Raw genomic sequence first — 22,021 nt, 5'->3', positions numbered from 1 at the left:
CCGGGCGCGATGGCCCGGCATGTTTAGGCTAACGGTCATGGTGTGACGGTTTTACCGTCTACGGTCACGTTTTTCACCGTACCGAATTTCCACGGTGAAGACCCGCTACGCAGGTTGCTGAACGTCAGGTTATTGAACTGGCTGTCGCTCAGGTCGCTGATTGACGTCGCGCTGACACCGCTGAGTTTCATATTGCTGAAAGTAAACTGGCTGTGCCAGATGTCTTTGCTGCTGTCACCGCTGATTTCAATCGATGGGCTTGACCCGGTGCTGTCCTGCACGGTGATGTTTTTGACGGTGAAGTCATAAAAACGTGCCGGTACCGTGGCAGGGGTATAATCGGTGGTGCCGTTGTTGTCAGCGTAACTTAACGTCACGATAACCACCTGTTTGGCCAGATTTTTCAGCGCACTGTTACGGAAGATGATGCCATGCGCCCCACCACCGATGGCCGGGGCGCTTTTGGCACGCAGGCCGATATCGCTTTGGCTTATCACGTTGTTTTCCGCCAGTACATCGACGATGCCGGCACCGGTATGGCTACCCAGTACGACCGCGCCGTGCCCATGACGGAAATAGTTATTGAATAGCCAGGCGTTTTGCGTCGGCTCCTGGTGTTGCGCAGACTGCCCCATACCGGCGGCGAAGTTGATACTGTCGTCTCCGGTGTCAAATACGCTGTTGAACACCATGATATTCTGGCTGTTGCCAAATTCGACACCGTCGCCATTGTTGGCATTGAATGTCTGATGGGTGACGCCATTTTCCACCACATTTTGGCTTTCCAGGAACATCACGCCATGGTTGGCCGGGTTGCGGATGGTCACATCAGCGATGTAGGCGTTTTTGACGCCGCGCAGGGTGATGAGGCTTGAACGGCGCTGGCTGTAGGCGGTTTTGGTATCCATGCCGGTAGCGGTGGCCGCAGCAACCTGGTTTTTAGCCAGAATACCGTCTTTGCTCACCTTGCTGTTATCACTCTTCACATACTGCGGCAGGCTGTTGCCCAGTTCATCTTTGGCGTCTGTGCCGCGTTTCCAGCCGTTGCCGTCGATAACACCTTTACCGACGATACGAATGTTTGTGAATGTCCCAACGGCTGAACTGTTTTTGTCGATGGCGTTGATAAGCGAGGCCGGCCGCATCTGGGATGAATAACTGTAAATCTTATAGGCATCCGGGTAATCCGCCGCGTTATCCGAACCTAATAGCGTCGCACCCTGCAACAGATTCAGGGTCATGTCGCTTTTCAGCCACAATGCACCTGTCTTGAAAACGCCGGCCGGGACGTCGATGCGGCAGCCGCTTGGGCAGGCGTTGATCACCTTTTGTATCGCGCTGGTATTGAGCGTGGTGCCGTCGCCTTTTGCACCGTACTGTGTAATGTTGATGACTGTCGGCGTGGCGGTGGTGGTGGCGGTGACCGCGTTACTGTCTGTGGACGTTGTACCGTCGGCATAGACGGCCCGGACGGTGAACTGGTAGTCAGTGTTGGCTTTCAGTCCGTCGATTTTGGCGTTTTGTACCACAATGCGATGGTGAAAACTGGCCGTGTCATTTTTGTAAAACGCACTGATGTACGGTTTCGCTGGCGAGTTCTTGTCGTTATTTTGGCTGGCGAGTCCAATCAACTGGCCGTTCTGGTAAATCTGGTAATCGGTGATATTGGAGGTGTCTTCTGGCGCGTCCCACACCAGTACCACACTGTGGTCATCGTTAGATAACGTCGGCACCTGTAGCTTTTGCGGGACTTGAGCAGTACTGGCGATGGCCAGCGCCGGGAGACTGATCAGGCAGGCCGACACCATCGACGCCAGAGTATGGCGCCGGAAAAATATGAGCGTTTTCATCCTTGTTCCTTCATTGTGTTTATTTCAAAAATGCGCAATGACGTCAGAAATCGTATTGACGTCAGATTCAGGCAGTAGTCTGTATTTGGTCCAGGTACAGCATGGCTTCCAAAAAGAAACGGTGTTTTATAAAAATACATCCCGTATTCCTTTTTTCCCCGGAAGCGATCACAAACCTAGTCGAGGGGATAAAAAAAAGGGGTAACCAATTGTTACCCCTTTTTGCTGTCAGACAGTGTGTTCTTCGATGAGAAGTGGCCAGTGCACGTAGCTTTGCCACAGGCTTTCCTGCGACAGGGTTTCGGCCCGCAGAGGATGTTGATCAAGCCAGCCCGCTGGCAGAATGACGCGCAGGCTATCGCCTTCTACACGCAGGCGCACTGCTGGTAGGGTGTCGTCGCGTCGGCGGCTGGCAAAGATAATCGCCAGTCGCAGCAGGCGACATAACCGCTGTGCCAGAGTAACCGGCAAGGCGTTTTGCTGAGTAAGGGGGATAGGGTCGATGGTGTTGCTTTGGTTTTGTAACAGTGTCGCCAGCAATTTTTTCTGTGCCGGTGTGAAGCCCGGCAAATCGCTGTTGCGAACCAGATAGGCCGCATGCTGCGGTGCCTGACGGAAATCAACACTCAGGCCGATTTCGTGAATCAGACAGGCGCTAGCCAGTAATTCCCGACATCGGCCATCTAACTGCCAGTCCCGGGCGACCTGCTGCAAAAAATTATCCGCCAGCAGCCTGACCCGTTGCGCCTGTTCGCTATCCAGCAGGTAACGGCGTTGCAGGTTTTTCAGGGTACGGTGGCGGATATCCTGCTCAATCGGCAAATGCAACATGCCGTAGACCAGTCCTTCGCGCAGCGCACCACCTGCCAACGTCATGGAGTCGATATCCAGTTCCTGAAAAATAGCCAACAGGATGGATAGACCGCTGGGAAATACCAACGCACGCTCCAGCGTAAGGCCTTCAATTTCCAGCTCTTCCAGCTTACTGCACTGGATGGCGCGTTGTTTAAGCTGGCGCAACTTACCGAGGGTGATGTATTCATCCATCCCCTGCGCCACCATGATTTCCTGTAACGCTTGTACTGTGCCCGACGCGCCGACACAAATTTGCCAGCCCTGCTGACGCAAAATGTCTTTTACCGGCTGTAACATTTCTCGGGCTGCCTGTTCGGCCCGCTCAAAATGCGCCAGGGTCAGATCGCGATCGGTAAAATACCGCTCCAGCCAGGTCACGCAACCCATCGGCAGGCTGAAGAGTTGGGTATGACGGGCACCGGTACCGGTCGCCAGTTCGGTACTGCCGCCGCCGATATCCACCACTAGCCGTTGTTCTGGCCCACCGGTGGTATGGGCGACGCCCTGATAGATGAGCCGAGCTTCTTCTTCACCGCTGATCACCTGAATCGGCAGGCCCAGAATCTGTTGGGCCCGTTCCAGGAATTCATCCGCGTTGGTGGCCAGCCGTAATGTGGCGGTCGCCACGACTCGCACCTGTTGTGGCGGAATGTCCTGCAGCCGTTCGGAGAATAGCGCCAGACATTGCCAGCCGCGCTGCATGGCTTCCGGCGAGAGGCGGTTATTCGCGTCCAGTCCGGCAGCCAGTCTGACTTTCCGTTTGATGCGAGCCAGCGTCTGCACACTGCCTGCCACCTCACGCACCACCAGCATATGAAAGCTGTTGGACCCTAAATCGATTGCGGCATAAAGAGAAGAAGCGCTCAGCATCGGCAACTTAACCCGGTCGTTTTCGATTGTTACGAGGCGCACCGCTGCGGCGAGGCGCGCCGGGACGGCGAGGGCCACCACTGGTGCGTGGACGGCTCAGGCGCTTAGGCTCAGGCAATCCGGTCATCAGCGCTTCGCTGTTGTATTTGCTCACCGGGATACGATGGCCGATATAGTCTTCAATGGCTGGCAGATTCAGCGCGTATTCTTCACAGGCCAGGCTGATAGAGAAGCCGCTGGCACCCGCACGCCCGGTACGGCCGATGCGATGGACGTAATCCTCGCAATCGTCAGGCAGGTCGTAGTTGAATACGTGGGTGACTAACGGAATGTGCAAGCCGCGTGCTGCCACATCGGTGGCAACCAGAATATCCAGGTTACCCTGGGTGAATTCTTCCAGAATGCGTAGCCGTTTTTTCTGCGCTACGTCGCCGGTCAGCAGCCCGACACGATGACCATCCGCCGCCAGGTGGCCCCAAATCTCTTCACAACGGTGCTTGGTGTTAGCGAAGATGATGCAGCGATCTGGCCACTCTTCTTCAATCAACGTTTGCAGCAGGCGCATCTTCTCTTCATTGGAAGGGTAGAACAGCTCTTCCTTGATGCGATGACCGGTTTTCTGCTCCGGCTCCACTTCAACGTATTCGGCGTTGTTCATCTGTTCGAACGCCAGCTCGCGCACGCGATAGGATAAGGTGGCAGAAAACAGCATGTTCAGACGCTGATTAGCCGGCGGCATGCGGCGGAATAACCAGCGGATATCCTTGATAAAGCCGAGATCGTACATACGATCGGCTTCATCCAGCACCACGACCTGGATGGCACCCATGTGGATATGGTTTTGTTTGGTGTAATCGATTAAACGACCGGTGGTACCGATCAGAATATCGACGCCGTCTTCCAGTACTTTTAGCTGCTTGTCGTAGCCGTCGCCACCGTAAGCCAGCCCCAATCGCAGACCGGTGGCTTTCGCCAGCGCTTCAGCATCGGTATGGATCTGCACCGCCAGTTCACGGGTCGGCGCCATAATCAGGGCGCGGGGTTGATTGGTCTGGCGTTCAGCGGGAGCGGGGTGGGTCAGCAAATAATGAAATGTAGACGCCAGAAACGCCAGCGTCTTGCCTGTTCCGGTTTGCGCTTGTCCCGCCACGTCACGGCCCGACAGCGTTAGCGGCAACGCCAGCGCCTGAATGGGCGTGCAGTTATGAAAGCCTTTACTTTCAAGAGCTTCAATAACCTGCGGATGCAGTGCGAAGTCGGAAAACTTCTGTTCGGTTAAGTGTGTTTTGCTCATAGCGTGGTAGAATATCAGTTAACTATTGCTTTACGAAAGCGTATCCAGTGAAATAAAGTCAACCTCATAGTTGGTTAATGCTACACCAACTGGGTAGAGATAATCCTGCGGAGTAAAACATGAGCGATAAAATTATTCATCTGACGGACGACAGCTTCGAGACAGACGTACTGCAGTCTGAACATGTGACACTGGTTGATTTCTGGGCTGACTGGTGTGGTCCTTGTAAAATGATTGCTCCGATTCTGGATGAGATCGCCGACGAGTATGAAGGTAAACTGACCATCGCCAAGCTCAACATCGATGACAACCCGGCTACCGCACCGAAATACGGTATTCGTGGTATCCCGACGCTGCTGCTGTTTAAAAACGGCGAAGTGGCGGCGACCAAAGTCGGTGCGTTGTCCAAAGGGCAACTGAAAGAGTTCCTGAACGCCAATCTGTAATCCGTCCTACTGGCTTTCCTGGGCGACAGCGGGGTGATGAGATTTTCTCATTCTGACCGCTGGACGCCCACCGGGAAGCGTGCTAGATTCGTCAATACTGCATATCGTACTTACCTTAGTTTAAGCCATTAGGCTTGAGCCTGAAGTTAGAATCTAAAGTTTTATCCCATGTCAGGTTTGGAAATCATTAATTTTCATCATGTTAGTGTCCAGTCTGGCAATCTGACAGTTTTACATTAATTAGTTTTACGGTGTCTTCGACCTCTTGCCATGAGTGTGCGTAGCGTCAGTGCGATTAAGCCTGAGCAACACAGTGTCTGGTGATTGAAGGCTGTTAAGCGGCATGGATGTTCCTGCCATACCATTCACGTTAATAGTTCGAGATTTACCCCGAGTTTAAGAACCCACCATTATGAATCTTACCGAATTAAAAAATACGCCAGTGTCTGAGTTAATTACTCTTGGCGAAAATATGGGGCTGGAGAATCTGGCTCGCATGCGTAAACAGGATATTATTTTCGCTATCCTCAAGCAGCACGCGAAAAGTGGTGAAGATATCTTTGGCGATGGCGTACTGGAAATATTGCAGGATGGTTTTGGTTTCCTCCGCTCCGCAGACAGTTCCTACCTCGCCGGCCCTGATGATATCTACGTTTCCCCCAGCCAAATCCGACGCTTCAACCTCCGCACTGGTGACACCATTTCCGGTAAGATTCGTCCTCCGAAAGAGGGTGAACGCTATTTCGCGCTGTTGAAGGTCAATGAAGTCAACTACGACAAACCGGAAAATGCCCGCAGCAAGATCCTGTTTGAGAACCTGACGCCACTGCATGCTAATTCGCGTCTGCGTATGGAGCGTGGCAACGGTTCTACCGAAGACCTGACCGCCCGTGTGCTGGACCTGGCCTCCCCTATCGGTCGTGGACAGCGTGGTCTGATTGTTGCGCCGCCGAAAGCCGGTAAAACCATGCTGCTGCAAAACATTGCCCAGAGCATCGCTTACAACCATCCGGATTGCGTGCTGATGGTGCTGCTGATTGACGAACGTCCGGAAGAAGTGACGGAAATGCAGCGTCTGGTGAAAGGGGAAGTGGTGGCGTCGACGTTCGACGAACCTGCCTCTCGCCACGTTCAGGTCGCCGAAATGGTGATTGAGAAAGCCAAGCGTCTGGTTGAACATAAGAAAGACGTGATTATCCTGCTGGACTCTATCACCCGTCTGGCGCGTGCCTACAACACCGTGGTACCGGCATCCGGTAAAGTCCTGACCGGTGGTGTGGATGCTAACGCCCTGCATCGTCCGAAGCGTTTCTTCGGTGCGGCCCGTAACGTTGAAGAGGGCGGCAGCCTGACCATCATCGCTACCGCGCTGATCGATACCGGCTCGAAGATGGACGAAGTGATTTACGAAGAATTTAAGGGCACCGGTAACATGGAACTGCACCTGTCTCGTAAGATTGCGGAGAAACGTGTGTTCCCGGCGATTGATTACAACCGCTCCGGTACCCGTAAGGAAGAGCTGTTGACCACGTCTGAAGAGCTGCAGAAGATGTGGATTCTGCGCAAGATTATCCACCCGATGGGGGAAATCGACGCGATGGAGTTCCTGATCAACAAACTGGCGATGACCAAAACCAACGACGAATTCTTCGATATGATGAAACGGTCGTAACCGGTTTTCCCTGTAACGGGTTATGCCATCAAACAAAACGCCACGAATCCGTGGCGTTTTTTGTTGTCTATAGAAAACCCCCAGCTAGGCTGGGGGTTCCGTAAAGCTTCCAGCTTTGGGGCGGATATAAAAACCCCTTTTGATTTGTTAAAACACCTTGCGGTCTGGCAACTGCAATGGTCAAACAAGAAATCAAAAGGGGGTCCCAATGGGGGACGAAAAGAGCTTAGCGCACACTCGCTGGAACTGTAAATATCACATAGTTTTCGCACCCAAATACCGAAGACAGGTCTTCTACGGTGAGAAACGGCGTGTAGTAGGGAGTATCTTAAGAAAGCTGTGTGAATGGAAAAATGTGCAGATTCTGGAAGCAGAGTGCTGTGCTGATCACATACATATGCTTGTGGAGATCCCGCCGAAGATGAGTGTATCGAGCTTCATGGGGTATCTGAAAGGCAAAAGTAGCCTGATGCTCTATGAACAATTTGGTGATCTGAAATTCAAATATAGGAACAGGGAGTTTTGGTGCCGAGGGTATTATGTAGATACGGTGGGTAAAAATACATCGAAGATCCGGGACTACATAAAGCACCAACTGGAGCAGGATAAACTGGGCGAGCAGTTATCAATCCCGTATCCAGGTAGCCCGTTTACGGGCCGTAAGTAACGGATTTGGATGCAAATGTCAGATTGCGATGCGCCTGTTAGGGCGCGGCTGGTAACAGAGCCTTATAGGCGCATATGAAAAACCTCCGGCTATGCCGGAGGATATTTATTTTTTTGTTTCCGGGTGAATGACCGGGTGGGCAATGACCGGTTGAGCCGGGTCAATGCGCCCAGCGCGCCCTGGTTAGCGCCGGGGTTTTACTGGATATCGTCCGGGCGGCAGCCTGAGACAGCGGGTCAGTCACCCCTGATAGGGTGCCTTGATTACGCTGATTTATACGTGAGCCTCTTCCCCCGGGCATCGGTTCCACCATCGGACTCATCTCTCATCCATTATCCTCTATACACCCCTGCTGTTTTGTTCTGTGTGCATGAAAACATCTTCAGCGGACAGTGCTGTCCACCGACGAGTATTTATCGCTGATTTTAATATGCAAAATGGGGACATAAAAAAGCCCGCACATCGTGGGCGGGCTGGGTTGTTGTGTATTGTGTGGCGGTGATCAATGCAGTATTTGCGCCAGAAACGTTTGTGTGCGTTCTGAACGTGGGCTACCGAAGAAGATATCCGGCGGTGCTTGTTCAACGATCTCACCCTGATCCATAAAGATCACCCGGTTAGCTACCGTGCGAGCGAAGCCCATTTCATGGGTAACGCACAGCATGGTCATACCATCTTCTGCCAGACCTAGCATGGTATCCAGCACCTCTTTGACCATCTCTGGATCCAGTGCGGATGTCGGCTCGTCAAACAACATGATTTTCGGTTTCATGCACAGTGAGCGGGCAATCGCAACACGCTGTTGCTGGCCGCCGGAAAGCTGGCCCGGATATTTATGGGCATGGGCGGCAATACGAACACGCTCCAGGTAATGCATTGCCAATGCTTCCGCTTCTTTTTTCGGCATATTACGCACCCAGCACGGGGCCAGCGTACAGTTTTGCAGAACCGTCAGATGCGGGAACAGGTTGAAATGCTGGAATACCATGCCGACTTCTGTTCTGACTTTCTCAATATTACGGCTGTCATGATTGAGTTCGATGCCGTCAACGACGATCCGACCTTGTTGGTGCTCTTCCAGATGGTTGATACAACGGATTGTGGTTGATTTGCCAGAGCCGGACGGCCCACATAACACGATACGCTCGCCTTGGCTGACCTGCAGGTTAATGTCTTTCAGTACATGGAACTGCCCATACCACTTATTCACATTTTCCAGTGTAATCATGTGGTTGGATGAAGATGTCAATGTGTCCTGGTTCATGGATAACCTCAATGGGACTTATGTCCAGTATCAAAACGTTTTTCTAAATGCTGGCTATAGCGCGACATGCTAAAGCAGAAGATCCAATAGATAATGGCGGCAAAAACATAGCCTTCTGTGGACATCCCCAGCCAGGCCGGGTCAACGGTTGCCTGCTGAATACTGCTAAACAGGTCGAACAAACCGATGATGATTACCAGACTGGTGTCTTTGAACAGGGCGATAATGGTGTTGACCAGACCGGGGATCACCATTTTCAGCGCCTGGGGCAGAATGACCAATCCCTGCATACGCCAGTATCCCAGTGCCAGAGATTGCGCTGCTTCATATTGTCCTTTCGGGAGTGCCTGTAAGCCGCCACGCACCACTTCTGCGACATACGCGGACTGGAAAAGAATTACCCCCACCAAGGCACGCAGTAGTTTGTCGATGTTGGTGCCTTCCGTCAGGAACAACGGCAGCATGACTGAGGACATGAACAGCACTGTGATCAGGGGAACGCCGCGCCAGAACTCGATGAAAATCACGCAGAGCCCACGTAGCACCGGCATGTTGGAACGTCGCCCTAATGCTAGCAATATCCCCAGCGGTAACGCACCTGCGATGCCGATCGCCGCGATGATAATAGTGAGTGTCAGACCACCCCACTGACGGGTTTCCACCCGACTCAGGCCACCAAAGCCGCCGAACAGCAACCACCAGGCAAGTAGCGGATAGACTACACACCAGATAGCGATATAACGGCCACGGCGCGGCAGATTACGCCAGAACATCGGCAGGATGCTGATCAACGCCAGTACCAGCGCGAAGTTAATGCGCCAGAGCTCTTCCCGTGGATAAAGCCCGTACATGAATTGCTCAAAACGAGCATGGACGAATACCCAGCAGGCACCATCACTGGTGCAGTCTGCACGGGTTGAACCAACCCAGTTGGCCTTGAAGATAGCCCAATTGAGTAACGGTGGGATCAGAGTCCACAGTAACCACAGGCAGACCAACGTCAACACGCTGTTGGTGACATTGGAGAACAGGTTCCGCCGCGCCCAGACGATGGCGTTGCTAATGGGCGTCGGATTGGATGGTGTGTGTGTTGTCATAGTCATCCTGTTCCTTTAACGCTCAATTAAGGCGATTTTCCGGTTATAGATGTTCATCAGTAATGAGATCAGCAGACTGATAATCAGGTAGACCGACATGGTGATGGCAATAGTCTCAATGGCTTGTCCGGTCTGGTTCAGTACCGTACCGGCGAACAGCGACACCATATCCGGGTAACCAATGGCAGCCGCCAGTGACGAGTTTTTCACGATGTTCAGATACTGACTGGTCAACGGCGGAATGATGACGCGCAGTGCCTGTGGCAGGATAACTTTGCGTAAGGTGACCGGTTTTGGCAGACCCAGCGACAGTGCCGCTTCATGCTGCCCGTGAGAAACAGACTGGATACCTGAGCGAATGATCTCGGCAATAAACGATGAGGTATACACCGATAACGCCAGCGCCAGCGCTGCCAGTTCCGGAATAAGCACCATGCCACCGCTAAAGTTAAATCCTTTCAGGACCGGGAAATCCCAGTGCAGTGCCCGGCCAAAAACCAGATGAGAGAGGCCCAGCAGTACCGCCAACATTGCGATAGGAATGGGCCAGTAGCGGCGTTGCTGACCGGTTAGCTCATGGTAGCGTTTATTCCGACGATGCAAGGCTATCGCACATCCCAGAGAGATGAGCAGCGCAAGCAAAGATGGGAGTGCGCCTGGGCCAAACTCCGCTGCTGGAATGTACAGGCCGCGGTTGCTGAGAAAAAAGGTATCGAACGCGTTGACTGCCTGACGAGGGCCGGGCAGATTGCGTAATACCGCGAAATACCAAAAGAAGATCTGCAGTAACGGTGGGATGTTACGAAACGTTTCGATATAAATCGTTGAAAGTTTACGCAGCAGCCAGTTATCAGACAGACGTGCCAGACCGACGATAAACCCCAGCAGTGAGGCGCAGATAATACAGATAGCTGAAACCAGCAATGTATTAAGCAGGCCAATAACAAAAACGCGGGCATAGGTGTCATCCTGATCGTAGTCAATCAGGTGCTGAACGATACCAAAGCCAGCGTTGTTATTTAAAAAGGCAAAACCTGATGTAATTCCACGCTGTGAGAGGTTAGTGACGGTATTGTGCAGCAGGTAAGCGGCGGCAACCACCACGATGATGACAGCAAGGATTTGATACAACCAGGCGCGCACCGCTGGATTAGTCAGTGATAAATCACCTTTCACGGTTGGGCGTTGCAGCATGTTGGAGCCTCAGTGACGGATAAAGCAAGGGCACGGCTGGTTCGCAGCACGTGCCCGTTTTTGCATCAGGAATTAACGAACAGCAGGGGCGTACTGGATACCGCCTTTGTTCCACAGTTCGTTCAGGCCGCGTTTGATTTTCAGCTCACTGCCCTGACCTACGTTACGCTCGAACACTTCACCGTAGTTACCGACCTGCTTAACGATTTTATACGCCCAGTCATTCGGCAATTTCAGATCTTTACCGAAGTTACCTTCTTTACCCAACAGGTGCGCCATGTCCGGAGTGGTCGGCTTGGCAGCCATCTGATCGACGTTTTGAGAGGTCACACCCATCTCTTCGGCGTCCAGCATGGCAAACAGTGTCCAGCGAACAATGGCAAACCAGTCTTCGTCACCACGACGTACAACCGGTCCCAACGGTTCTTTGGAGATCACTTCCGGCAACACGACGAAGTCGGCCGGTTTACCCAGTTTGATACGCAGGGCGTACAACTGAGACTGATCGGAAGCCAGCGTATCGCAACGGCCGGAGTCCAGTGCTTTGGCGCTTTCGTCAGAACGGTCAAAGGTCACCGGGGTGTACTTCATATTGTGGGTCTTGAAGTAGTCGGCTACGTTCAGCTCGGTGTCGGTACCGGCCTGGATACACACGGTGGCACCGTCCAGTTCTTTGGCGCTTTTCAGCCCGGCTTTGTTATGAGCGAGGAAGCCGATACCGTCGTAGTAGGTCACGCCGGTGAATAGCAGGCCCATGCTACCGTCACGGGATGAGGTCCAGGTGGTGTTACGGGACAGCACATCCACTTCGCCGGACTGCAGGGCGGTGAAACGCTCTTTAGCTGTCAGTGGGGTGTATTTGACTTTGTTGGCATCACCAAAAATGGCAGCTGCGACGCCACGGCAGACGTCAACATCGATGCCGGAGTATTTGCCGTTGGCATCGGCATACGAGAAACCAGGAAGCCCATCGCTGATACCACACTGTACGAAGCCTTTCTTCTGAATGGCATCAAGCGTTGCGCCCGCGTGTGCCTGATTGATGAAGGCAAACAGTGAAGCGCTGGCTACCAGCGTGGACATAATCACTTTTTTCATAATCATCGTATGTGCCTAATGTAATTGTAATGTGCTTGTTGTGTTGTGGCACAGTCATGGCTGCGCCTGCTCTGTCTGTCAGTGGGCCGGCATGATGAGCCGGACACCGTCATTAACAATAAGCAAAAACGGTGCCAGCTTGTCATGATGGTGAGATGGGCAGAAAACTAAATCCTATCCGTGGCGAATCGGGATAAATCGGTGGTATGGGGGGATAAAGCAAAGGCATAGGGTGCACCAAAATGGTGGAATTGTTCTCCTGTTGATCCAATTTGGTGCAACTTGTGTAAAAAACTGCGGTTAATGCGCTGCCGCTGCCTCAAGGAGAGCAATAGCCAGCGGTGGCGTTATCTGTTTTAGTGCAGCGCGTTCCGGCTGAAACAGGGTACCGACGAAAAAGGGATGATCGATGATTTCGATGGCACGAATATCGCCGTTGTCATCCACACCAGACACCCGGATGTCGGCTGCGGTGAACGCATCCCGAAACGCTTCATTAATGCCGTAGCGGCAACGGTAGCCTTCGGTGATCGCCTCACGGCCGTAGGCACGGGCGATACGTGAATCAGGCAACAGACGGATATCACCCTCTTTTTCCACCATTTCGCACTGTAGCGGGGTAATTACCGATCGGCCTTCCTGTGTGACTTCCGCGTTGTTGGCGTCGAGCCATCCCAGCGCATGGCGGGCATATTCCAGCAGGGCGTACTGGCAACCGCCACAGGTGCCCAGAAAGGGGATAGGCGTTTCGCGGGCAAACCGAATGGCTTGCAGTATATTGTCGTCGTGACGGTATGGGCTGGCAGGAACGCACCAAATTGCATCGAAGGCGTGAAGCTGTGCGATCGACAAGTGTTCACTGTCTATCCATTGGTAGTGCATCGTGAGATTTAACTGGCGGGCAGCAAGGGCAAGAGCAGGGGGAATTGCCTGATGGGCGGTGACGGTTGGGGTGTAATCACCTATCAGCGCGATATTGACAGTCTGTTTCATGACATTCTCCGGCTGGTAAAAAAGAAGGCTACGGGAAACCGGGGAAAATGTCGAGTTTGTCTGATGATGAGCGTGGCAGGCTGGACAGCCTGCCGAGCGAGGATTAATGCGCTATACGCTGATTAATGCACGATGTGACGTTGGTAGTATTTTTCCAGTCGCGTCTGCAATTTACTCAGTACCGTGCTGAACATCAGGTAGATGAGTGCGGCTTCGATATACAGGATGAGCGGTTCATAAGTAACCGAGACGATCCGTTGCGCGGCCAGAAACATTTCAGGCACCGTGATTACGGCGGCCAGTGAGGTATCTTTGACCAGTGAAATAAAGGTGTTAGCCAGCGGTGGCAGCGATACGAATACCGACTGCGGCACAATCACCCAGCGAATAGCCTGTGCGCCGCTCATACCCAGCGAATAGGCAGCGTTCCACTGACCTTTGGGTACGGAAAGAATCGCACCACGTACTATCTCTGAGCTATAGGCACCCACGTTCAGGCTAAAGCCAATCAGCGCGGCCGGAAAGGCATCCAGCGTGATACCGGCACTGGGCAAGCCATAGAAAATCAGAAAGAGCTGGACCAACAGCGGCGTACCGCGAATCACCCACACATAAAAGTCACAGATCTTTTTGAGCGGTGTGGCACCGTACAGGCGTAACAACGCCACCAATACGCCGATCATCAAACCGAGAATAAAGGAGAGAATCGCGAGAGGAACGGTGAAGGTCAGACCGGCGGAAAGCAGACTCCAGAAGGAGTCTGCCATAAGTTGTAGCCATGATGGCATATCTACAATAGCTCCGATATCAATGCATTATTTGGAAACGTCTTGTCCAAAGTATCGCACAGAAATCGTCTTATAGGTGCCGTCTGCTTTGATTTGATCCAATGCTTTATTGAGTGCATCAACCAGTTGTGGCTGGTCTTTGCGTACCAGAATGGCGGACGGATCGCCGCTTTCTGCGGTGGCGACCACTTTCACATTGGCGTCAGGTTTGTGTTTTTTGAAGTCCAGGAACGACAGGTTATCGTTCAGGGTCGCTTGCGCACGACCGCTCAGCACCAGCTCCAGCGACTGGTTAAAGCCATCGGTCGGGACGATTTCTGCACCGTAGCTGGTGGCCAGTTTGGAGTAGTTACTGGTCAGGCTTTGGGCTGATTTATGACCTTTCAGATCGTTGAACGATTTGATGCTGGTGTTATCACCCCGTACGATCAGCACGGATTTAGCATCAATGTACGGTTTGGAGAAGTCATATTTTACCTGGCGTTCTTTGGTGACACCCACCTGGTTGATGACGGCGTCATAACGTTTGGCGTCCACACCCGCGATAAGCCCATCCCAACGGCCTTCAACAAATTCTGCTTTTACGCCCAGTTTTTCTGCTACCGCACGGCCGACGTCTACATCGAAACCCACTAACTTGCCGGAGGCATCGTGGTAAGTGTAAGGCGCGTAAGTGCCTTCCGTACCGAATTTAATCACACCGGCGGCTTTGATAGCGCTAAGGTCGTCCTGTGCCTGAGCCAGTACGCTGGTAACCAGTAAAGCGCCGGTAAGTAATGCTAAGCGAGATTTTTTCATCATTGTTCCTGCCAGATATGGCTGTTGCCGTTGTGAGTCAGAAATGCTGCGAATTTACGTGATGTCGTGATGTTTGCCAAGTCCATAAAGACATGGCTTATATCTGCTATGAATATAGTGAGTACCTGTATTTTTTACCACAGCGTGTCACAGGTTGGTGTGACGGGCGGTCGTGATATACGGTGGTAACAATCGGTTGCCAGGCTGGTGCTTGCCCGCCGTAGTCTGTTGCCTGAGGAGGAGCTATGAAGCTCAGACTTGCCAGCTATAACGTCGAAAACCTGTTTCATCGTACCGCGATTCTTAACCTGCCGGACCCCCAGCAAAGCAGTGAACTGCTTGAAAAAGTACGCCAGCTACAAACACTGCTGGAAAATGATAACTATGACGATGCTTTGAAAGAGCGGGTTTTTACCCTGACCAGTAATCTCCAGCCTTATATCGACCTGCGCGTTGATGGCGGCTCGCTGGGTAGCTGGAAAAGTGAAGCTGGCAAGACCGGCTTTCGGATTAACAAAAGCTGCCGGGGACGAGGTGATTGGTTAGGCGAGCTGGTTTTTCGTTCCGAGGCATTTAGCGACCAGCAGCGAAAAAATACCGGGCTGGTAATCAACGCGTTGAAGGCTGACATCCTGTGCGCGGCCGAAGTGGAAAATATGGCGGTGCTGCATGATTTCAACCAGCAGATTCTGGCAGACCAGGCCTTTGCCCAGTATGTCATGATAGATAGCCCGAATGATCCGCGTGGTATTGATGTGGCCTGCCTGACGCGCCACCGCATTACCCAACTACGCACCCACATTTTTGATACCAGCGCGTCGTTTTCCCCGCTGTTTAGCCGTGATTGTCTGGAAGTGACGATCGATATTGGCCTGACGCAGCCGGTGCATGTGCTGTGTAACCACTTCAAAAGCCAGAACGGGCGTAACGATGAAGAACGCGAGCGGGCTGCCAGACGGCGGCACGCTCAGGCGGAGCGTGTGGCCGATATCGTACGCGGATACAACCTGCAGCAAGAGTATGTGGTGGTGATGGGGGACTTAAACGAGGATAGTGCCAACCCCTGGCACAGCCTGGCGCCGCTGTTTTCCGTGCCGGATTTACACCCGGTGGTCGATCCCGCTTTGCCGGAAACAGCACGCTATACCTATTACTTCTCCGGCGGTAAGCCTGGCGAGCGTTTGAACCAACTGGACTATATTTTCATTTCCACGCCGTTACATCAGGCAAAGGTCGACTGTGGCATTGAGCGGCGCGGTATCTATAACATCGATAAGATTGCCGCGAAAGAAGGGGCGGATCCGGTGACACCGTTCCCGACGGTGACCTCCTGGGAGACCGCCGCTTCGGATCACGCCGCTATCTGGGTGGAATGTGATCTGAACTGAGCAGGATGAGTACTGCGAAACCAACGGGCCCGCTGTTTGGCAGGCCCGTTGGTTTTTGTCAGTGTCGTCTGTGTGTTTTCTCTGTCAGTAAGGCTGTCCGATGTTGATGATAGTGCTGATGGTATCGCCAAAGAATGTCAGTCGACTCAGGAAGATACCCAGCAGCGCAATCACGACCGTTGCGACGGAAACGGCTGTTTTTTGCCGCTGGCAGGATAAGCCGAATGCAATGATAAAGCAGACTAACCCACTCCAGAAAAATGGCGATGACCCCCATTGCTCTGATGTCATACGCATGATCGTTCCGCCACTACGCCAGATTAACGGTGCGGCGATCAGCGCCAGAATCAGCAACGTTAATCCGTGACGCAGGGGCGAAATGGCCGATGTTTTATCCAGTAGCGGGAGAGCCGCCGCGCCCATCACCCAGGCCGTCAGCAAATATAAAATCATCGGGAGCCCATTGTTGATAGCGATCATCGCAGGTGCTGCGTAGGTCAGCCCCTGTACAATCACCAGCACGATCCCCATCACGGCGGCCGCTATCACCGTCACCTGTTTTCCATCAGTCAACAGTGCCAGTGCGATAGTGGCAGCAAAGAGTACTGCCGCCAGAATTTCCCGGCTAAGCCATGAATGCTTGAGATTGATAAAGGCGTTATAACCGTGCAACGGGTCTGCCAGATGGAAGGTCGCGCCAATCAATGACACGGCTAGCACCACGCCGGTGATGAACCAGGCTTTGCGTTGTGGCACCGCGTGATCGCACAGACGCCGCCAGGCCAAAAACAGTGCCATGCCAACAGCGGTTTGGCTTAATGATGTAAAGAAAACCAAAGGTAGCTCATAGTGTTCCATGATTATTCTCCAGCCTGTTTTGGCGTGCGAGGCATGATGAAACGCGTTCCGGGGTTCAGCGATGGCATAACCGGGTAACCCGGCGGGTATTGTACGGCGTTGGCGGGAACGGCCTGTTCGTCAAGGTCTATCATGGTTAATGCGCCCACCGGACAGGCTTCAACGCAGGCTGTCTGTAACCCCACATCCAACCGCTCATAGCACATGCTGCATTTTTCGGCTTTGTGGGTGACCTCGTTGAATTTAGGGGCACCGTAGGGGCAGCTGCGCAGGCAGTTTTTGCAACCGATGCAGCGCGCCGGGTCGTGCACCACAATGCCGTCTTCACGCTTGGTATAGGCTTCGACCGGGCAGGCATCCAGACAGGCGGGATGCTCGCAGTGATTGCACGCCAGAGAATAAAAAGCCCTCTCTTCGTGCGGGTAGATAGATTTCCCCAGTGGGTAGACATAGCGCCAGAACAGGTCCGGCGCTAACTGATTAAAACTTTTGCAGGCCATGGCGCAGCCACGGCACCCAATACATTTTTCACTATCGACCAGGAATGCGCGTCTCATGCTCTGGTTCCTCCCATCACTCTGTTTTGCGCTGGTGCCGACGTTAAGGCGATATCCGCGAACTGACAGTGAATGGCGGAGCCCGGCACACCCGTCTTCATTTTTCCCATATCTGATGAGGTATCATCGACGACGTTTTGTACGTTAAACGCTTGTTTGTTAAACCAGGCCTCGTACATCAGCAGCATGTCTTGCGGTACGTTGGTGGTCAGTCTGGCTCTGACGGTGACTTCTCCGATGCCATTAAAGACGCGAACCCAATCGAGTTCACGGATACCTTTTTGTTGCGCTGCTACCGGGTGGAGGTAGACAAAAGGTTCCGGGTAGAAGACCTGCATCCAGTCCAGATTGATGAACTGAGAATGCAGGCCGTATAGTGTGTGGGGGGTAAAGAGCTGAAACGGTAAATTTTTCTCTCTTCCCGGCCGGTACTCGGGCAGCAGGGTATGACCATTCTCCTTACACAATGCCGATGTAAATTCGTATTTGCCGGACGGCGTCTTGAACTTGCGATCATGCCAGGCTGCCGGGTGTGGAAGTTTGGCTTTGACCGGACCATCCAGCAACGTTTCCCATGACGAGATACCAAACAGCTTGTAGATACTGTCGTTAAACTCTTTTGCCACCCATTCTTTGCCGTCAATATCCTGCGGGAAGGTGCAGGAGCCGGGAGATAACCGGTTCATGGTGCGCGAAAGCGCAGCCGCGATGTCCAGGTCGGATTTGCACTCGTACATCGGTTTAATCGCTGGCTGATTGATAGTCAGCCAGTAGTGCCAATACGATACCGAGATATTCCACTCTTCCATCTGTGTGGTCGCCGGTAACACGATATCGGCCTGCTCCACAGTCTGATTGAAGAATTGATCTACGCAGACCACCATCTCCAGTTTATTGAAGGCTTTCAACATCTTGTTATGGTCGAAGTCCTGGGAGAGTGGGTTTTTGCAAGACACCCATAGCATGCGAATCGGCGGATCGTTGGTATCCAGTATTGATTGTGCGGTTTTATTGATATTCAGGCTGCGATCGGTATAGCTGGATGCTTCTTTAGCGCCGAAGTCGAACTCCCCTTTAGGCCCGCTCTGACCAGTAAAACCGACAGAACCGGCGGGTTGTTTCTGCATCATGGCGTGGTAGTTGAACCCCCAGGTGTAGAGGTGGCCGTAGCGAGCGCCACCGCCCTCCAGACCGATGTTGCCGCTCATGGCGACCAACGCGTCAATGGCTCGCACATTGGCGCCGCCATTGATGTGTCGCTGCATACCGTAGCCTATCCAGATTGTCGCGGGTTTGACGGCAGTAAATTCTTCTGCAAGCTGACGAATCGTCTGTGCGGGCAAGCCACATTGTTCAGATGCCCATTCAACCGTGACATTTTCCCGCAGGTATTGCGCAAACTCTGGGAACCCCAGCGAATATTGCGTGACAAATTCGTTATCAACCAGCCCGTTATCCAGCAGATGTCGTGCCATACCCAGCGCCAGTGCGCCATCGGAAGCGGGGCGGATCCGTAAGTACAGATCTGCTTTGGCGGCGGTCTGGGTCAAAATGGGGTCGATGACCACCACTTTGGCTCCGCGCTCCCGCGCCTGATAGAGGTATTTCATACTGTGCAGGGAGCACCAGGCCGGGTTAGCACCCCAGACAATGATGTATTTGGATTTGGCCAAATCTTCAGGGTCGTTGCACCACATATCGCCCATGTCGTAGCTCTGGGCATCAATACCAGCGGGCCAGCACGGCGTACCGACAAAGCGGGTGGTATAGCCCAGCGAGGACATCATGCCTTCAACGCCATAGTTGAGGATGCCGAGGTTTCCTGAATACTTGGTGAGCGCCAGACCGAGTAATGAGCCGTCTTTCTTTTTGATTTCCAGGATCTTGTTAGCGATACGCTCCATCGCTTCGTCCCAGGAGATACGACGCCATTTTCCTGAGCCGCGGCCATCCTGAATCATCGGGTATTTGATCCGGTCAGGGCTGTAGACGCGGCGAGGGTAGGTGAGCCCTTTAAGGCAAGGCATTCCGTGGGTGAAGGTAGACTCTTTTGCGCCGTCAATGTAGGCGATAACGCCATCTTTCACATAGGTTTTCAGGCTGCACGTGTCATAGCAGTTTCGCGGACATGAGTTCCGGAAAATTGTATAGCTGTTCGGGTTGTAAGGAATAGGCGCTTGCGCACGAGCCTGACGAGGCAGTAACAAGCCACCGGGTAAGCTGGCCGCAACACCAGTAATGGCGAGTGTTTTTATAAATCGCCGTCTGTCGGGGGAATTGGGGGTGTCACGCATGTGATGTTCTCCGTTGCAAATCGAAAAACCAAAGCGATAGCACGTCGACCACCGATGAAATTACCGGTGTTGGCGCATGGTTGTTGATGCGATCGATAAAACGCGGTAACCACTGTCCCAGATGGTCATGGGCCAGCCAGTACAGGGCGTCATGCTGTGCTGGTGTGGGAGAGAGGCAGGAAAAGAGCAGTAAACAGGCGTCAATCTCGTAAGCGATATGGTCGTCAGGAAGGCAGTTCTCCTGCGGGACCTCATACCCGAGTTGGTGGTACAGCTGACGGACTTCCAGCGTACATTTCCCCATCACTTGCGGCTCTGCATGCAGATAAATACCGGCATAAGGTGGCGCTGGCAGCGTCATTGGGCCGACGAACAACCGGTTAAAGTCATACTCGACTTGCAGCCAGTCATCCTGCGTCAGGTTAACTGGCAGCATCACCCGGTGCTGACAGAGGGGATGAAGCCTTGTACAGACCGAAGACAGCGAGCCAGATACCGGAAACGCAAAAAAATCACGCAGGCACATGCCGATTGATACCCACTCCTCACGGGAGAAAGGCGCAAGCGGTATTGAAGACGGCACAGAAGGGTTCTCTTCACTAAAGGAGGGGGTGTGCGTATTCATAACGGACGTTCTCATGTACTGATGAATAATCACAATATAAAACTATGTGGATCGTTCATTTTTTGATTAACCACATGGTTTGTACTGATATTTGTTGGTGACGCGACAATAATCTGTTGATGCGATTGTGATCACAGTTTGCCGTTGGCAGGCGAAAAAAGGATGTGCGTTAAATAGTCCACCGCCTATCCAGGCTACCTGTGTGATGACAGGGGCGTTTTCTCATCGGCAGAGTGGAGAAAAGGGAATGACAAATCAGTATCGGGTGGAAGGTAAAACCGCGTTGGTGATGGGTGGTTCCCGTGGCATTGGAAAAGCGATTGTTGAACGATTGGCGGCGGAGGGTGCCGCTTTTATTGGTATTCATGATATTGACGATTCACACGCAGCACAGGAAACCGCACTAAGAGCGCGAGAACTGGGGGCGCAGGCGGTGGTGATACCCGCTGACTTCGCCGTTGATCCGAAGCAACAAAGCCGGGCGCTCTGGGCGCGATTCCACCAGGCGCTTGAGCAGGCTGGGGGTGGTGGCCTGGATATTCTGGTTAAGAACGCCGGTATCTCCCCCCTGGCGACGGTGGAAGACACCTCAGATGATCTGTACGACAAGGTCATGGCGATTAACGTGACGGCCCCCCTTTTTCTTGCTCCAGTCTGCCGGACCGTATCTGCGTTCAGGGGGGAGCATTATCAACATCTCTTCTGCCCGTACCCGAATTGCGGCGGCTAACCGGGCGGTATATGCCGCGTCAAAAGGTGCCATTAATGTCCTGACCCTCTCGCTGGCACCGGAATACGGCGCACGCCATATTACTGTTAATGCGATTGCCCCCGGTGTGACGGAAACCGAGATGGTGAAAACGATGCTGGAAGATGCGGCCATTCGCCAGAAAGCGGAGCGTTATTCCGTTTTCTCGCGTCTTGGTCAACCGCAGGATGTCGCGGCGGTGGCGGTGTTTCTTGCCTCGGCGGATGCCCGTTGGATAACGGGGCAGGTGTTGGATGCGTCAGGAGGCTCGTGTCTGTAAACCGCAGGCTACACGTGATACCGCCAATAAAAAAGGCGCTTACCGTGAAGGAAGCGCCTTTCTTCAGAGATGAACAGATGAGTATCAGTTCATGCCGTATTTTTTCAGTTTCTTACGCAGCGTACCGCGGTTGATACCCATCATCAGGGCAGCGCGGGTCTGGTTACCGCGGGTGTATTGCATCACCATGTCCAACAGCGGCTGTTCTACTTCAGCCAGTACCAGCTCATACAGGTCATTCACATCCTGACCATTCAGTTGAGCGAAATAGTTCTTCAGTGCCTGTTTAACCGAGTCGCGCAGGGGTTTTTGGGTTACCTGAGCCTGAGAGTTTACAGTGGAAACGGTCAGTACGTCAGAATTCACGCGTTGTTCGAACATAGTT

General features: G+C 53.0%; 21 protein-coding genes. 6 read left to right on the top strand and 15 right to left on the bottom strand.

The window, feature by feature from the left end; genetic code table 11:
- Positions 1-35 precede the first annotated feature (35 nt).
- From LF929_RS19345 to rhlB, 3 genes are all read right to left on the bottom strand, one after another.
- A complete protein-coding gene (locus LF929_RS19345) occupies positions 36-1,850 on the bottom strand; it encodes a glycosyl hydrolase family 28 protein (RefSeq protein ID WP_226093633.1) in 1,815 nt (604 codons plus the stop codon).
- A 228-nt stretch (positions 1,851-2,078) separates the two neighbouring features.
- Positions 2,079-3,575, bottom strand: coding sequence for an exopolyphosphatase (gene ppx / locus LF929_RS19340; RefSeq protein WP_038905941.1), 1,497 nt, complete (start codon positions 3,573-3,575; stop codon positions 2,079-2,081).
- Between the two features lie 7 nt (positions 3,576-3,582).
- Positions 3,583-4,869, bottom strand: a complete 1,287-nt coding sequence (gene rhlB, locus LF929_RS19335) for an ATP-dependent RNA helicase RhlB (RefSeq protein ID WP_038905940.1) — start codon at positions 4,867-4,869, stop codon at positions 3,583-3,585.
- 119 nt (positions 4,870-4,988) lie between these two features.
- Here rhlB and trxA point away from each other — a divergent pair, with 119 nt between their 5' ends.
- The 3 genes from trxA to tnpA all read left to right on the top strand — a co-directional run bounded on the left by trxA (position 4,989) and on the right by tnpA (position 7,654).
- Positions 4,989-5,315, top strand: a complete 327-nt coding sequence (gene trxA, locus LF929_RS19330) for a thioredoxin TrxA (RefSeq protein ID WP_012886502.1) — start codon at positions 4,989-4,991, stop codon at positions 5,313-5,315.
- Positions 5,316-5,727: 412 nt separating this feature from the next.
- Complete coding sequence (rho, locus tag LF929_RS19325) at positions 5,728-6,987, top strand: transcription termination factor Rho (RefSeq protein ID WP_012886501.1); 1,260 nt, start codon at positions 5,728-5,730, stop codon at positions 6,985-6,987.
- A 208-nt stretch (positions 6,988-7,195) separates the two neighbouring features.
- A complete protein-coding gene (gene tnpA / locus LF929_RS19320) occupies positions 7,196-7,654 on the top strand; it encodes an IS200/IS605-like element IS1541D family transposase (protein ID WP_033570971.1) in 459 nt (152 codons plus the stop codon).
- 502 nt (positions 7,655-8,156) lie between these two features.
- On the opposite strand, the gene LF929_RS19315 is transcribed toward tnpA, so the two are convergent.
- From LF929_RS19315 to LF929_RS19285, 7 genes are all read right to left on the bottom strand, one after another.
- Entirely contained in the window at positions 8,157-8,918 is a 762-nt protein-coding gene (locus LF929_RS19315) for an amino acid ABC transporter ATP-binding protein (RefSeq protein ID WP_012882989.1), read from the bottom strand.
- A gap of 8 nt (positions 8,919-8,926) precedes the next feature.
- On the bottom strand, positions 8,927-10,021 hold the full coding sequence (locus LF929_RS19310; protein WP_016943141.1) for an amino acid ABC transporter permease: 1,095 nt from the start codon (positions 10,019-10,021) through the stop codon (positions 8,927-8,929).
- 9 nt (positions 10,022-10,030) lie between these two features.
- Complete coding sequence (locus LF929_RS19305; protein WP_012882991.1) at positions 10,031-11,209, bottom strand: amino acid ABC transporter permease; 1,179 nt, start codon at positions 11,207-11,209, stop codon at positions 10,031-10,033.
- Positions 11,210-11,281: 72 nt separating this feature from the next.
- Positions 11,282-12,307, bottom strand: a complete 1,026-nt coding sequence (locus tag LF929_RS19300) for an amino acid ABC transporter substrate-binding protein (protein WP_023638688.1) — start codon at positions 12,305-12,307, stop codon at positions 11,282-11,284.
- Between the two features lie 300 nt (positions 12,308-12,607).
- Positions 12,608-13,300, bottom strand: a complete 693-nt coding sequence (locus tag LF929_RS19295; protein WP_210174490.1) for a CTP synthase — start codon at positions 13,298-13,300, stop codon at positions 12,608-12,610.
- Positions 13,301-13,422: 122 nt separating this feature from the next.
- On the bottom strand, positions 13,423-14,088 hold the full coding sequence (locus tag LF929_RS19290; protein WP_038906769.1) for an amino acid ABC transporter permease: 666 nt from the start codon (positions 14,086-14,088) through the stop codon (positions 13,423-13,425).
- A gap of 27 nt (positions 14,089-14,115) precedes the next feature.
- Complete coding sequence (locus LF929_RS19285; RefSeq protein ID WP_038906770.1) at positions 14,116-14,886, bottom strand: amino acid ABC transporter substrate-binding protein; 771 nt, start codon at positions 14,884-14,886, stop codon at positions 14,116-14,118.
- A gap of 245 nt (positions 14,887-15,131) precedes the next feature.
- Here LF929_RS19285 and LF929_RS19280 point away from each other — a divergent pair, with 245 nt between their 5' ends.
- Positions 15,132-16,274: an endonuclease/exonuclease/phosphatase family protein gene (locus LF929_RS19280; RefSeq protein ID WP_210174489.1), complete on the top strand. Its 1,143-nt coding sequence runs from the start codon at positions 15,132-15,134 to the stop codon at positions 16,272-16,274.
- A gap of 84 nt (positions 16,275-16,358) precedes the next feature.
- On the opposite strand, the gene LF929_RS19275 is transcribed toward LF929_RS19280, so the two are convergent.
- From LF929_RS19275 to LF929_RS19260, 4 genes are read right to left on the bottom strand one after another with little or no spacing between them, the layout of a single operon-like run.
- Entirely contained in the window at positions 16,359-17,132 is a 774-nt protein-coding gene (locus LF929_RS19275) for a DmsC/YnfH family molybdoenzyme membrane anchor subunit (protein WP_038903051.1), read from the bottom strand.
- 2 nt (positions 17,133-17,134) lie between these two features.
- Positions 17,135-17,689 carry a 4Fe-4S dicluster domain-containing protein gene (locus tag LF929_RS19270; protein WP_210174488.1) on the bottom strand — a complete coding sequence of 185 codons (555 nt, stop codon included), beginning with the start codon at positions 17,687-17,689 and terminating at the stop codon, positions 17,135-17,137.
- Positions 17,686-19,983, bottom strand: coding sequence for a molybdopterin-dependent oxidoreductase (locus LF929_RS19265; protein WP_210174487.1), 2,298 nt, complete (start codon positions 19,981-19,983; stop codon positions 17,686-17,688). The genes LF929_RS19270 and LF929_RS19265 overlap by 4 nt, the downstream gene beginning before the upstream one ends.
- Positions 19,976-20,608 (bottom strand): molecular chaperone, encoded by a 633-nt coding sequence (locus LF929_RS19260; RefSeq protein WP_226093060.1) that lies wholly within the window; start codon positions 20,606-20,608, stop codon positions 19,976-19,978. Before LF929_RS19260 ends, LF929_RS19265 begins: the two co-directional genes overlap by 8 nt.
- A gap of 247 nt (positions 20,609-20,855) precedes the next feature.
- Here LF929_RS19260 and LF929_RS19255 point away from each other — a divergent pair, with 247 nt between their 5' ends.
- Together LF929_RS19255 and LF929_RS19250 are read left to right on the top strand one after the other, a co-directional pair.
- The gene (locus LF929_RS19255) at positions 20,856-21,338 is read left to right on the top strand and encodes an SDR family NAD(P)-dependent oxidoreductase (protein WP_246753599.1); all 483 of its coding nucleotides are present in this window, start codon (positions 20,856-20,858) and stop codon (positions 21,336-21,338) included.
- Positions 21,253-21,636: an SDR family NAD(P)-dependent oxidoreductase gene (locus LF929_RS19250; RefSeq protein ID WP_246753598.1), complete on the top strand. Its 384-nt coding sequence runs from the start codon at positions 21,253-21,255 to the stop codon at positions 21,634-21,636. The genes LF929_RS19255 and LF929_RS19250 overlap by 86 nt, the downstream gene beginning before the upstream one ends.
- An 84-nt stretch (positions 21,637-21,720) precedes the next feature.
- On the opposite strand, the gene fis is transcribed toward LF929_RS19250, so the two are convergent.
- On the bottom strand, positions 21,721-22,017 hold the full coding sequence (gene fis, locus LF929_RS19245) for a DNA-binding transcriptional regulator Fis (protein WP_012883002.1): 297 nt from the start codon (positions 22,015-22,017) through the stop codon (positions 21,721-21,723).
- Between the last annotated feature and the right edge of the window lie 4 nt (positions 22,018-22,021).

The sequence above is a fragment of the Dickeya oryzae genome, from assembly GCF_020406815.2.
Taxonomy (GTDB): Bacteria; Pseudomonadota; Gammaproteobacteria; order Enterobacterales; family Enterobacteriaceae; genus Dickeya; species Dickeya oryzae.
The sequence above is the reverse complement of the archived record's forward strand: the minus strand, read 5'-3'. Positions and strand labels throughout refer to the sequence as shown.